This window comes from Primorskyibacter sp. S187A, from assembly GCF_049800955.1.
Classification (GTDB): Bacteria; Pseudomonadota; Alphaproteobacteria; order Rhodobacterales; family Rhodobacteraceae; genus JAKVBH01.
Genome location: NZ_JBNAGA010000001.1, coordinates 667,819 through 680,390, shown reverse-complemented (window position 1 = coordinate 680,390; position 12,572 = coordinate 667,819). Strand labels below are relative to the sequence as shown.

The window sequence follows — 12,572 nt, the reverse complement described above, 5'->3', positions numbered from 1 at the left end:
ACGGAGGGCCCCCACCCGGGGAGGCCCTCCATCATGTTCAGGTCTTAGTGACCGTCGACCGCTGCACCGGCGCCACGCGGCACACGGACGCTTTCGACAAGGTCCACAATCTCCTGCGGAACATCGTCTGTCGCTTTCGAGACAAAGTAGGCCACAGTGAAGTTCAGAGCCGCACCAATCGCACCGAAGGAGGTGGACTTGATGGTGCCAAGCAGCGGATCAGCATCGGTGAAGCTGTTCGTGCCGGGGATGAAGAACCAGCCCTTGTGCAGGAAGATGTAGATCAGCGTCACACCGAGACCCACGAGCATACCGGCGACCGCACCCTTGTTGTTGATGGTCTTGGAGAAGATACCCATCATCAGTGCAGGGAAGATCGAGGCCGCCGCCAGACCGAAGGCCAGAGCCACGGTTTGCGCTGCGAAGCCCGGAGGGTTGAGGCCAAGATACGTCGCCACGGCAATGGCAACCGCCATCGAGATCCGCGCTGCCATCAGCTCGTTTTTCTCCGACATGTTCGGCGTCAGCTGACCTTTGAGAAGGTCATGGCTCACAGCCGAGGAGATCGCGAGAAGCAGACCAGCGGCTGTCGACAGAGCCGCCGCAAGACCACCCGCAGCCACCAGACCGATCACCCACCCCGGCAGGTTGGCAATCTCGGGATTGGCCAGAACCAGGATATCACGGTTGAACTTGACGAGTTCGTTGCCCTCCCAGCCGTTGGCTTCCGCCTTGGCTTGCAGATCAGCGTTCTTGTCGTTGTAGTACTGGATCTTGCCATCGCCGTTCTTGTCTTCCCAGTTCAGGAGACCGGTTTTCTGCCAGGTCGCCATCCAGGCATAGTTCGGATCGGTGTTGATCTGTTCCACGGAGACCGCTTCACCCGACGTGCCATTGGGCCACATCATCTCGGAGATGTTGAGACGTGCCATCGCACCAACAGCAGGAGCTGTGAGGTAGAGCAGCGCGATGAAGACCAGCGTCCAACCTGCGGACCAACGTGCGTCAGAAACCTTCGGCACGGTGAAGAAGCGCATGATGACGTGGGGCAGACCCGCGGTACCGATCATGAGCGACAGGGTGAAGAGCACCATGTTGAGCGTATCGGCGTGATGCGCGGTATACTCGTTGAAGCCCAGCTCTGTGACGATCGTGTCGAGCGTTTGCAGGAGCGGCTCGCCAGATGCGGCGTGATCACCAAACAGGCCCAGACCCGGGATCGGGTTGCCCGTCAGCTGCAGCGAGATGAACACGGCAGGGATCGTGTAGGCCACGATGAGCACGCAGTACTGCGCCACCTGCGTGTAAGTCACGCCTTTCATGCCACCAAAGACCGCATAGGCAAACACAACACAGGCCCCGATCAGCAGACCGGTTGTGTTGGAGACCTCAAGGAAGCGGCCAAAGGCCACGCCCACGCCGGTCATCTGACCGATCACGTAAGTCGTGGAGGCCACGATCAGACAGATCACCGCTACCATGCGCGCGGTGGGCGAGTAGAACCGGTCGCCGATGAACTCGGAGACGGTGAACTTGCCAAACTTGCGCAGGTAAGGGGCGAGCAGCAGCGCGAGAAGCACATAGCCACCTGTCCAACCCATCAGGAAGGAGGAGTTGTCATAACCGGTGAAGGCGATGAGGCCCGCCATGGAGATGAACGAGGCCGCAGACATCCAGTCCGCGCCTGTGGCCATACCGTTGACGACCGGGTTGACGCCGCGACCGGCGGCGTAAAATTCAGATGTGGACCCCGCACGGGCCCAGATCGCGATGCCGATGTAGAGCGCAAACGACGCGCCCACAAACAGCAGGTTGATTGTAAACTGATCCATTGTCCCTCAGATCCCTTTTACTCTTCCACGCCGTATTCAGCGTCGAGTTTGTTCATGCGCCAGGCGTAGAAAAAGATCAGCGCCAGGAAGACCAGAATTGAGCCTTGCTGGGCGAACCAGAAGCCGAGATCTGTCCCACCAACGGGGATCCCAGACAGCAAAGGCCGCAGCAGGATGCCGAAGCCAAAGGACACGACGGCCCAGATAACCAGGCAAATCTTGACAAGGCGGATATTGGCCGCCCAGTACTTGCCGTCATTTTCAGAAGTGTCGGACATATTGCGTCCCTCCCTCATGTGAATGTGTGGTCCGCACCGCGCGGACGCACTTCTCCCGTGCGCGGCGAGCCGAGGCTCCCGCGCGACACCGGACAAGTCCGGTCAAACCTTCGCCTTAGCGCGTAGCCGAGGCGACGATGTCTCCCAATTGATCTGCGATCGCGCCAATTTCTCCCATGGCGTCGACGTTTTGCAGCACACCCTTCGCATCGTAATATTCAATGAGGGGTGCGGTTTGTGCATGATAGGCCTCGAGCCGTGAGGCCACGGTCTCGGCATTGTCATCCGCGCGGCGCTTCATCTCTGTCGAGCCGCATTTGTCACATGTGTTCAAGACCTTGGGCGCCTTGAACGTGTCGTGATAGCCTTCGCCACAGCCGCCACAGGTAAAGCGCCCGGAAATCCGGGTCACCATGGCGGCGTCATCCACCTCAAGGGAAATAGCGGCGTTGATCTTCTGCCCTGTGGAGGCCAGCAGCGCATCGAGCGCCTCGGCCTGCACTGTGGTGCGCGGAAAGCCGTCAAGGATGACCCCTTTCGCACAATCAGGCTCTGCCAACCGGTCGCGCAGAATGGCGATGACGATCTCGTCGGAGACCAGATCACCCGCTTCCATCACAGCCTTGGCAGCTTTGCCGGCCTCAGTCCCGGCGGCAACCGCCGCGCGGAGCAGATCGCCCGTCGAGAGTTGCACCAGCCCGAATTTCTCTTCGAGCATGCGGGCCTGTGTGCCCTTCCCGGCGCCCGGAGGGCCGAGAAGGATGAGCACGGGGCAATTCATTTGTGCACCGTCCATGTCTGATTACTCCCGGTTCATGCGATTTTCGATGAGATCATCGACCACCGCAGGTTCGGCCAGCGTGGACGTATCGCCGAGCGCGCCGTAATCATTCTCCGCAATCTTGCGCAGGATGCGGCGCATGATCTTGCCCGAGCGTGTCTTCGGCAGGCCCGGCGCCCATTGGATCAGATCCGGGCTGGCAATCGGGCCAATCTCGGTGCGCACCCATGTCCGCAGCTCTTTGGTGAGCTCATCGGAGGGCTCCACACCGTTCATCAAAGTGACATAGCAATAGATGCCCTGCCCCTTGATGGCATGGGGGTAGCCCACCACAGCGGCTTCGGCCACTTTGGCATGGGCCACAAGCGCGGATTCAACTTCCGCCGTGCCCATCCGGTGCCCGGAGACGTTGATCACGTCATCCACACGGCCAGTGATCCAATATTCGCCATCTTCATCGCGCTTACAGCCGTCACCGGTGAAGTAGTAGTTCTTGTAATCCGAGAAATACGTCTTCTCGAAGCGCTCATGATCGCCCCAGACGGTGCGCATCTGACCGGGCCAGCTGTCCTTGATCACCAAAACACCTTCGACATCATCACCCTCGATGATTTCGCCGGATGTCGGATCCAGTACCAGCGGCTCAATGCCAAAGAAAGGATGCTGTGCGGCACCGGGCTTAAGCTTGTGGGCGCCGGGCAGCGGCGTCATCAAATGGCCGCCGGTTTCGGTCTGCCACCAGGTATCGACGATGGGGCAATTTCCTTTGCCGACCACATCATTGTACCAGTTCCAGGCCTCGGGATTGATGGGTTCCCCAACCGTCCCCAACAGCGTCAGCGAGGACAGATCGCACTTCTCGACGAACTCATTGCCCTGCCCCATCAGCGCGCGGATCGCGGTCGGCGCTGTGTAGAACTGGTTCACTTTATGCTTCTCGACCACCTGCCAGAACCGGCTCGCGTCGGGATAGGTCGGGACACCTTCAAACATGATCGTTGTCGCGCCATTGGCGAGCGGACCATAGACGATATAGCTGTGACCCGTGACCCAGCCCACATCGGCGGTACACCAGAAGATATCGCCCTCGTGGTAGTCAAAGACGATTTCCTGCGTCATCGAGGCATAGACAAGGTAGCCGCCCGACGAGTGCACAACGCCCTTGGGCTGGCCTGTCGATCCGGATGTGTAGAGGATAAAGAGCGGGTCTTCCGCGTTCATCTCAGCGGGATGCGACACGTCCGAGGCTTCCATGGCCAGTTCGTTGTAGTCATAGTCACGGCCGTCAATCCATGTGGTCTGACCGCCCGTGCGCTTGACCACGAGGCATTTGACGCTGTCTTTCGTATGCAGCAACGCCGCATCAGCGTTGGATTTCAGCGGGGTGTTCCGACCGCCGCGCGGCGCTTCGTCCGCCGTGATCACAACCTTGGCGTCACAGCCATTGACCCGCGCAGCCAGAGCATCAGGAGAGAAGCCTGCGAACACGATGGAATGGATCGCGCCGATACGAGCACAGGCCAGCATCGCATAAGCCGCCTCAGGGATCATCGGGAGATAGATGATCACCCGGTCGCCCTTGCGCACGCCCAGCCCTTCGAGGACATTGGCCATCTTGCATACTGAGCGATGCAGGTCCTTGTAGGTAATGTGGAGCGTTTCATCCTTGCTGGGATCATCCGGCTCCCAGATGATAGCCGTCTGATCACCGCGCGTTGCCAGATGACGATCCACGCAATTGGTGGCGACATTCAGCGTGCCGTCCTGATACCAGTTGATCCGGATGTCGCCAGGCGCATAGGAGACGTCCTTGACCTGCGTGTAGGGCTTGATCCAGTCGATCCGCTTGCCGTGCTCGTCCCAGAAAGCCACAGGATCTGCGATGGATGCGGCGTACATCTCTTCATACTTGGCTGCATCTACGTGATAAGTGCGCTGAGCGTCTTTGGACATGGATGTCCCCCTCTTTGGTTGCGTCTGTTTGCTCTCCAACGAACGGACGCCTATTTCCTCAGCGCTCATCTTACAGAAACGTGATCGCTTGTCGGGGGGCTGCGGTGTTTTGCCATGGGGGTTTGTAAAGTTTTTGGCGCTGGATGCGTCAATTTTGTAAACTGATTTTTCGATATCCCTAACAATTATTGTTTTTCAGACACTTGAGAGGCACCTTCTCTGATGCCTGATACCACGAAACAACCGCTCTACGTGAAAATACGGGCATGGGCCAAGGTTAGGCCACATGCGACAAATTGGCGGGCCGTCGTTAACTTTTACAATTCTAAGCAGAATCGCGACTTTCGTCGTAAGAGCGCAATCCTTTGTGATCACATTTGGGCAAATTCATGGTAATATCGTCGTCCAAAAGGACGCGCCAATATGAATGTGATCACATAATTTCCTCACGCCGACGCTATGGACGCTCCCGCCCCGCGAGACTATAACGCGCCCAAGATGACCCATCGTGCCCACATACTGCGAATTACGGGCCCGGCGCTCTGAACAGGAGCCGCCGGGAAAAGGTGCTGAGCTTGCTCGCGCCGCTCTCATAGCCTTTCAAGACATCACATCGACGAGGAGCACGCGCATGTGTGCCGATACCCCCACGCAAACACCCGAGTATAAAGATACGCTCAACCTGCCCAAGACAGACTTTCCCATGCGCGCAGGGCTGCCCAAGCGCGAGCCGGAATGGCTCAAGCGCTGGGAAACGCTGGGCATTTATGACCGGCTGCGCGAAAAAGGCGCGGACCGTCCGCCCTTTACGCTGCATGACGGACCGCCCTACGCCAACGGACATCTGCACATCGGGCACGCGCTCAACAAGACAATCAAGGACATCATCGTACGCTCGCACCAGATGATGGGCCACGACAGTAGGTATATCCCCGGCTGGGATTGCCATGGCCTGCCCATCGAATGGAAGATCGAGGAGCAGTATCGCAAGAAGGGCAAGAACAAGGACGCGGTGCCGATCAACGAGTTCCGCGCCGAATGCCGCAAGTTTGCCGAAGGCTGGGTCGATATCCAGCGCGACGAGTTCAAACGCCTCGGCGTGACAGGTGCATGGGACAAGCCGTATCTTACGATGGATTTCCACGCCGAGCGCGTGATCGCCGAGGAATTCATGAAATTCCTGATGAACGGCACGCTCTATCAGGGCTCCAAGCCTGTCATGTGGTCCCCCGTCGAGGAGACCGCGCTGGCCGAGGCCGAGGTCGAGTATCACGACAAGGACAGTTTCACGATCTGGGTGAAGTTTCAGGTGGTGGGCACGGGCGACGCGACGCTCGATAGCGCGCAAGTCGTGATCTGGACCACAACGCCCTGGACCATCCCCTCGAACAAAGCCGTCGTCTATGGCGCAGATTTCTCCTACGGTCTCTATGAGATCACCGGGCGACCAGAGGAATGCTGGGCCAAGATCGGCGACCGCTACATCCTGGCCGACAAGCTGGCGGCGGACGTTCTGGGACGCGCCCGGCTGGACGAGACCATGTATCGCCGCCTCTGCGACGTCACCCAAGAAGACCTCGCCAAGATCACACTCAAACACCCGCTCGCCGGCGCCGACGGGGCCGACGGCGAATGGGACGACATCCGCGATTTCCGCGCCGCAGATTTCGTGACCGACGAGGAAGGCACGGGCTTTGTGCATTGCGCGCCCTCCCACGGGATGGAGGAATATGAGCTCTACCGCGATCTCGGCATGCTGCAACAGGTCATCACCTATAACGTCATGGACAATGGCGGCTTCCGCGAGGAACTGCCCTTCTTTGGCGGCACCTTCATCCTCAACCGCAAGGGCAAGGAGGGCGATGCCAACACCGCCGTGATCAACAAACTCGCCGAAGTGGGCGGGCTGCTCGCGCGCGGCAAGATCAAGCATTCCTACCCCCATTCCTGGCGCTCCAAGGCGCCGGTCATCTATCGCAACACGCCACAATGGTTCGCCGCGATCGACAAACCCGTGGGCGATGGGCAGGACATGCATGGCAAAACGATCCGCGAGCGCGCGCTGACCGAGATCGACAATGTGAAATGGACGCCGCAATCAGGCCGCAACCGCTTGCATTCCATGATGGAGGCGCGGCCCGATTGGGTGCTCTCGCGCCAACGCGCCTGGGGCGTGCCGCTGACGTGCTTTACCAAGAAGGGTGCCCTGCCCAACGATGAGGATTTCCTCCTGCGCAACGAGGCCGTGAACGCCCGTATCGCGGAGGCCTTTGAGGCCGAGGGGGCCGATGCCTGGTATGCCGATGGGGCAAAAGAGCGGTTCCTCGGCGGGATCGTGGACCCCGAGGCCTATGATCAGGTCATGGATATCCTCGATGTGTGGTTCGATTCTGGCTCCACCCATGCCTTCACCCTGCGCGACCGCGAAGACGGCACCGAGGATGGCATCGCTGATGTCTACATGGAAGGCACCGACCAGCATCGCGGCTGGTTCCACTCTTCGCTCCTGCAATCGGTGGGCACCACCGGCCGCGCGCCCTATCGCAATGTGGTGACGCACGGTTTCACGCTCGATGAGAAGGGCATGAAGATGTCCAAGTCTTTGGGCAACACCATCGTGCCCGAGGAGGTTATCAAGCAATACGGCGCCGATATCCTGCGCCTCTGGGTGGCGCAGACCGACTACACGGCAGACCAGCGGATCGGGCCGGAAATCCTCAAGGGCGTCGCCGACAGCTACCGCCGCCTGCGCAATACGATGCGCTTCATGCTGGGCGCCTTGGGTCATTTTACGGAGGCCGACCGGGTTGACGCCTCAGAGATGCCGGAGCTGGAGCGCTGGGTCCTGCATCGCCTCGCGGAGCTCGACGAGGTGGTCCGCGAGGGCTACCGCGCGTTCGATTTTCAGGGCGTGTTCCAGCAGCTCTTCAACTTCGCGACCGTGGAGCTCTCTGCCTTCTACTTCGACATTCGCAAAGACGCGCTCTACTGCGATGGCGATACTCAAAGGCGGCGCGCGGCGCGCACGGTCATGGATCTGTTGTTCCACCGTTTGACCACATGGCTTGCACCGATCCTCGTCTTCACGATGGAAGACGTCTGGCTCGACCGTTTCCCGGGCGAGAAAAATTCGGTGCATCTTCAGGACATCCCCGACACGCCCGCAATTTGGCGGGATGACGCTCTCGCCGCGAAATGGGCAGACGTGCGCCGCGCGCGTCGGGTTGTCACGGCGGCACTTGAAATCCAGCGGACGGACAAGGTCATCGGAGCCTCCCTTGAAGCGGCCCCGGTTGTGCATATCGAGGATGCCGGCACATTGGCTGCGTTGAAATCCGTGGCGTTTGACGATCTTTGCATCACCTCCGGCATCACGCTCACGGCCGATCCTGCGCCTGCCGAGGCGTTTCGTATGCCCGATGTGGCAGGTGTTGCGGTGGTCTTTGAGAAGGCAGAGGGCGAGAAGTGCCAGCGGTGCTGGAAGATCCTGCCTGATGTTGGACAACACGCGCATCCCGCGACCTGTGCGCGTTGCAATGATGCGTTGGGATAGTGGCATCGTCGGGGGATAAAGGGGCTTTGCCCCCGGCCCGTACCGGGCCTCCCCCAAGGTATTTGAAGGCAAAAGAAGTGGCGGCTTGAGATGAGCGCCACCGTCTTTCTTGCCGTTCTGGCGGCTGCGTTTTTGCATGCCAGCTGGAATGCGCTCGTCAAAACGGGTGTGTCCAAGGTCACCTCCATGTTCATCCTGACGCTTGTTCAGGGCGGGGTCGGGCTGGTGATTGCGCTGACGCGGGATTGGCCCACCTGGGAGGTCTTGCCGTGGCTCGCGGCTTCTGGTGTCTTTCATGCGGGCTACAAGCTGTTTTTGTCCTTTGCCTATGAGCAAGGCGATTTGTCCCGCGTGTATCCGATTGCGCGGGGCACGGCGCCGCTGGTTGTGACGCTGGTCTCGGCCGTGCTGTTGATCGATGCAATTGCGCCGGTGGAATATGTGGCCATTGCGGTTTTGTCCTGCGGGATTGCCCTGATGGCGCGGGGTGCGTTTGCCTCTGGCGAGAGCCGCGCGTTGGTGCCGCTGGCCCTGGGCTCGGCCATGATGACGGCGGGCTACTCGCTGGTCGACGGGTTGGGCGCGCGTGTTGCGGGCGATGCTGTCATGTATGTGGCGTGGCTGTTCGTGCTGGATGCGGTGATCTTTACGCCGGTCTTGTTGGCCCTGCGCGGGCGCGGTGTGTTGCGGGCCTCGGCGCGGGACTGGAGCTTGGGGACGGTGGCGGCGGGGGCGTCTTATGGGGCGTATGCGATTGCCGTTTGGGCCATGACACAGGCGCCAATTGCGCTTGTGGCCGCGCTCAGGGAAACCTCGATCCTGTTCGCGGTCCTGATCGGTTGGCTTATCATGGGCGACCGGATGGATCGCACCAAGGCACTCGCTGCAGCGCTCATCATTTTGGGTGTGATGGTATCGCGATTATGACGCCAGAGTTCTGTGATGAAGACATCGCCCGCGTCCTTCTGGACCTTGCCCATGCGCGCGGGCCGGACAAGAGCTTTTGCCCCTCGGAGGGGGCGCGCCGATTGGCGGATGACTGGCGCCCGCTCATGGCGGACGTACGCCGCGTTGCGCGCGACACTGGATTGATGGCCACGCAGAAAGGCGTGGAAGTGGACCCTGTTCTTGCCAAGGGCCCTATCCGCTTGAGGCTGCGGCCCACCGGTTCCAATGTGTGATAAAATCCGTGAATGTATAATCACTTCAATTCGTTAGAGGACGTCTGACCCGATGCTGGAACACTGTCTCCCGTCGCCCATGGGCCCTCTGACTGTCGTGGAGGACGACAAAGCCATCGTCCAACTGGCCTGGCGCGCGGGACGGCAGGACAGCTCCACCCTGCTCGACAGCGCCGTGTCCCAGCTGCGCGCCTATCTCGAGGGGCACAGGACGGCGTTCGATCTCCCCCTCCGGATCACAGGCAGCGCCGCGCAGCAGAAGGCCTGCGCGGCCATGGCGGAAATTGCCTTTGGCGACACAAAGACTTACGGCGCGCTTGCCCGGCAGATCGGTGTCTCAGCCCAAGCCATGGGGCAGCTTTGCGGCGGCAATCCGATCCCGATCTTGATCCCTTGTCACCGAGTGCTCAGCGCCACGGGCCTGGGCGGGTTCTCGGGCGGCATTGGCGTCGAAGACAAGGTCTGGCTTCTGAAGCACGAGGGCGCGGCGGGCTTGCTGATCTGACAAAGCGCGCGCCCCAAGGGGGGTATTTGTGCGAAACACCCCTCAAATCGTACAAATTGGGCGTTGCGCGGCGCGAGATGCGTACGGTCCGTGCGCAACGGCACGGCAAGCACCCCAAACAGGCCTGATCGCAGATCTAATCCCGACGAGGATCGCGCGGATAGGTGCCCAGGATATCGAGCATGTCGGTGAAGTAATCGAGCTCTTCAAGCGCGCGCTGCACGGGCGGATCTTCGGGATGCCCTTCGATATCCGCATAAAACTGCGTCGCCGTGAATTTCCCGCCGACCATGTAGCTTTCCAGCTTGGTCATGTTCACACCATTGGTCGCAAAGCCGCCCATCGCCTTGTAGAGCGCCGCGGGAATGTTGCGGACCTGAAAGACGAAGGTCGTCATCATGCCATGATCGCCGCGCCGCTCCATCTGGGGCTCGGGCGACATGATGAGAAACCGGGTGGTATTGTGGGCGTGGTCCTCGATATGGCGGGCCAGAAGATCAAGCCCGTGGATCTCAGCCGCGAGATCCGAGGCCAGAGCCCCCTCGTCGCGCAGGCCTGCCTCAGCCAGCTCCGCCGCCGCGCCCGCAGAATCAGCGGCCGGAATTCCCTCGATCCCGCGCGCGGCCAGAAAACTCTCGCATTGCGGCAACAAGACCAGATGCGCCCGCACCCGCTTGATCTCATCCAGCGACACGCCGGGATTGGCCATGAGCGAAATATGCACCCGCACAAAAGCCTCATCAATGATCCGCAGGCCGCTTTGCGGCAACAGCCGGTGAATATCGGCGACACGCCCATAGGTGGTGTTTTCAACTGGCAACATCGCCAGATCGGCCCGCCCATCGCGCACCGCCGCGATCACATCTTCAAACGCACGACAGGGCAAAGGCTCCATATCCGGGCGCGCATCCACACAGGCTTCATGGCTGTAGGCGCCGGGCTCTCCCTGAAAGGCAATCTTGGCGGTCATGACTTTTCCACAAATTTCAGCGATATGGTCGTTTCGTCGCGGCTTCTATACCTTGCCGAAACCATTAGGAAGCAATAGATACCCGCGCGACGGATGTAAAAGGGCGCGAGCAATGCTGGATACGATGACGTTTACGAAAGTTCTGGGCTCGGTCTGCGGGGCACTGCTTGTGCTGCTGCTGGGCAAGTGGGTTGCGGAAGAACTCTATCACGTAGGTGGCAAGGGCCACGGGGATCATCATGATCAGGCCTATGTGATCGATACAGGCGAAGATGAAGTGGTCGAAGAGGTCGCGGAATTGACGCTGGAAGAGAAATTTGCCGCGGCGGATGCGGGCAAAGGCGAGCGTGTCTGGGGCAAATGCCGTGCGTGCCACAAGCTGGAGCAAGGCGCCAATGGCACCGGGCCCTACCTCTACGGTGTTGTGAACCGTGCGAAAAACTCTGTGGATGGCTTCGGCTATTCCGGCAATCTGGGCGAAGGCGATTGGACGCCTGAGAACCTCTACGCCTTCCTGGAGAGCCCCCGTGACTATGCGCCGGGCACATCGATGTCCTTCGCAGGCCTCAAGAAGTGGGAAGATCGGGTCAACCTGATCGCCTATCTCGAGACCATCGGCGAATAAGCCAAGCACTTTTTTGGAATTCGAGAGGCCGTCCATCCCGGGCGGCCTTTTGCTTTTGCCGCATTCAGGCCGGTTTTTCAGGCGGGTCTTTCAGGCGGTTCTTTCAGGCGGGTTTTTCGAGATACCAGACCTGTTCAACAGGGTAGCTCTTGGCCCACTCCGCAGGGATCGCTGCGCGCACGCCCTGCGCATCGTCCGGCGCATAGATCTCCCGGTACCGCTCCACGCGAAACCCGATGTCAGAAAAGAGCGCAATCCAGTCTTCCATCGTCAGGTTGAAACAGATGCCGCTGGGCTCGAAGGCCACCTCTGTCCAATCCGCGCCCCACATGCCTTTGTAAGGTCTGTGCAGGTGCCACTCATTGGGCGCGCCATTGGCAGGCGCGCAAATGAGCGACAGCGGGTGGTTGCCCAGAAAGACAAGCCGCCCGCCCGGGCGCAGCAAGCGCCAGGCCTCGCGCAGCCAGATCTCGGGCGGACACCAGATCGACGCGCCGTATTCCGAGATGGCAAAATCAAAGGCGGCATCGGGCAGGCCCGTGGCTTCGGCGTTGCCTTCGATGAAGGTGATCTCAGCGCCATGTTTGGCCGCAAGCGCGCGCGCTGTGGCCAATTGCGCAGGCGAGATATCAATCGCCGTGACCGCGGCACCGCGCCGGGCCATCCAGCCCGAGACGTAAGCCGTTCCGCACCCCAGCTCGATCGCCTGCACGCCCGACATATCCTCCGGCAGCAAAGCCAGCGTCGCGTCGCTTTGGCCCCAATTCCCCCATTCCGGGCGCTCGGCCGCCCACAGGCGCGCGCCCACATCGACCCAATGGGGCGCATCTTCGTTCCAGATATCCCGGTTGATCGCAACGTGATCACGCGACATGGGTCCCTCCCGACCTGTAT

Annotated in this window: 11 protein-coding genes; 5 read left to right on the top strand and 6 right to left on the bottom strand. The window is 60.4% G+C overall.

The window, feature by feature from the left end; all coding sequences use genetic code 11:
- Positions 1-44: 44 nt before the first annotated feature.
- From ACP15S_RS03515 to acs, 4 genes are all read right to left on the bottom strand, one after another.
- The gene (locus tag ACP15S_RS03515; RefSeq protein WP_425038190.1) at positions 45-1,832 is read right to left on the bottom strand and encodes a sodium:solute symporter family protein; all 1,788 of its coding nucleotides are present in this window, start codon (positions 1,830-1,832) and stop codon (positions 45-47) included.
- Between the two features lie 17 nt (positions 1,833-1,849).
- A complete protein-coding gene (locus ACP15S_RS03510; protein ID WP_425038189.1) occupies positions 1,850-2,110 on the bottom strand; it encodes a DUF4212 domain-containing protein in 261 nt (86 codons plus the stop codon).
- Positions 2,111-2,225: 115 nt separating this feature from the next.
- Positions 2,226-2,906, bottom strand: coding sequence for an adenylate kinase (locus ACP15S_RS03505; RefSeq protein WP_425038188.1), 681 nt, complete (start codon positions 2,904-2,906; stop codon positions 2,226-2,228).
- Positions 2,907-2,912: 6 nt separating this feature from the next.
- Positions 2,913-4,913 (bottom strand): acetate--CoA ligase, encoded by a 2,001-nt coding sequence (gene acs / locus ACP15S_RS03500; RefSeq protein ID WP_425038187.1) that lies wholly within the window; start codon positions 4,911-4,913, stop codon positions 2,913-2,915.
- 562 nt (positions 4,914-5,475) lie between these two features.
- On the opposite strand from acs, the gene ileS reads away from it, so the two are divergent.
- The 4 genes from ileS to ACP15S_RS03480 all read left to right on the top strand — a co-directional run bounded on the left by ileS (position 5,476) and on the right by ACP15S_RS03480 (position 10,083).
- Positions 5,476-8,397, top strand: a complete 2,922-nt coding sequence (gene ileS, locus ACP15S_RS03495; RefSeq protein ID WP_425038186.1) for an isoleucine--tRNA ligase — start codon at positions 5,476-5,478, stop codon at positions 8,395-8,397.
- A 90-nt stretch (positions 8,398-8,487) separates the two neighbouring features.
- Positions 8,488-9,324 (top strand): EamA family transporter, encoded by an 837-nt coding sequence (locus tag ACP15S_RS03490; protein ID WP_425038185.1) that lies wholly within the window; start codon positions 8,488-8,490, stop codon positions 9,322-9,324.
- A complete protein-coding gene (locus ACP15S_RS03485) occupies positions 9,321-9,578 on the top strand; it encodes a DUF3253 domain-containing protein (protein WP_425038184.1) in 258 nt (85 codons plus the stop codon). The genes ACP15S_RS03490 and ACP15S_RS03485 overlap by 4 nt, the downstream gene beginning before the upstream one ends.
- Before the next feature lie 52 nt (positions 9,579-9,630).
- Positions 9,631-10,083 (top strand): methylated-DNA--[protein]-cysteine S-methyltransferase, encoded by a 453-nt coding sequence (locus ACP15S_RS03480; RefSeq protein WP_425038183.1) that lies wholly within the window; start codon positions 9,631-9,633, stop codon positions 10,081-10,083.
- A 136-nt stretch (positions 10,084-10,219) separates the two neighbouring features.
- On the opposite strand, the gene ACP15S_RS03475 is transcribed toward ACP15S_RS03480, so the two are convergent.
- On the bottom strand, positions 10,220-11,053 hold the full coding sequence (locus ACP15S_RS03475; protein WP_425038182.1) for a prephenate dehydratase: 834 nt from the start codon (positions 11,051-11,053) through the stop codon (positions 10,220-10,222).
- Between the two features lie 112 nt (positions 11,054-11,165).
- Here ACP15S_RS03475 and ACP15S_RS03470 point away from each other — a divergent pair, with 112 nt between their 5' ends.
- Complete coding sequence (locus tag ACP15S_RS03470) at positions 11,166-11,678, top strand: c-type cytochrome (RefSeq protein WP_425038181.1); 513 nt, start codon at positions 11,166-11,168, stop codon at positions 11,676-11,678.
- A gap of 103 nt (positions 11,679-11,781) precedes the next feature.
- Here the strand turns inward: ACP15S_RS03470 and ACP15S_RS03465 are convergent, their stop codons facing one another.
- Positions 11,782-12,552: a class I SAM-dependent methyltransferase gene (locus ACP15S_RS03465; RefSeq protein WP_425038180.1), complete on the bottom strand. Its 771-nt coding sequence runs from the start codon at positions 12,550-12,552 to the stop codon at positions 11,782-11,784.
- Between the last annotated feature and the right edge of the window lie 20 nt (positions 12,553-12,572).

Coding starts and splice junctions, on each gene's coding strand:
- ACP15S_RS03475 (WP_425038182.1), bottom strand. CDS start 11,053: ATGACCGCCAAGATTGCCTTTCAGGGAGAGCCCGGCGCCTACAGCCAT.
- ACP15S_RS03470 (WP_425038181.1), top strand. CDS start 11,166: ATGCTGGATACGATGACGTTTACGAAAGTTCTGGGCTCGGTCTGCGGG.
- ACP15S_RS03465 (WP_425038180.1), bottom strand. CDS start 12,552: ATGTCGCGTGATCACGTTGCGATCAACCGGGATATCTGGAACGAAGAT.
- ACP15S_RS03485 (WP_425038184.1), top strand. CDS start 9,321: ATGACGCCAGAGTTCTGTGATGAAGACATCGCCCGCGTCCTTCTGGAC.
- ACP15S_RS03480 (WP_425038183.1), top strand. CDS start 9,631: ATGCTGGAACACTGTCTCCCGTCGCCCATGGGCCCTCTGACTGTCGTG.
- ACP15S_RS03505 (WP_425038188.1), bottom strand. CDS start 2,906: ATGGACGGTGCACAAATGAATTGCCCCGTGCTCATCCTTCTCGGCCCT.
- ileS (WP_425038186.1), top strand. CDS start 5,476: ATGTGTGCCGATACCCCCACGCAAACACCCGAGTATAAAGATACGCTC.
- ACP15S_RS03510 (WP_425038189.1), bottom strand. CDS start 2,110: ATGTCCGACACTTCTGAAAATGACGGCAAGTACTGGGCGGCCAATATC.
- ACP15S_RS03490 (WP_425038185.1), top strand. CDS start 8,488: ATGAGCGCCACCGTCTTTCTTGCCGTTCTGGCGGCTGCGTTTTTGCAT.
- acs (WP_425038187.1), bottom strand. CDS start 4,913: ATGAGCGCTGAGGAAATAGGCGTCCGTTCGTTGGAGAGCAAACAGACG.
- ACP15S_RS03515 (WP_425038190.1), bottom strand. CDS start 1,832: ATGGATCAGTTTACAATCAACCTGCTGTTTGTGGGCGCGTCGTTTGCG.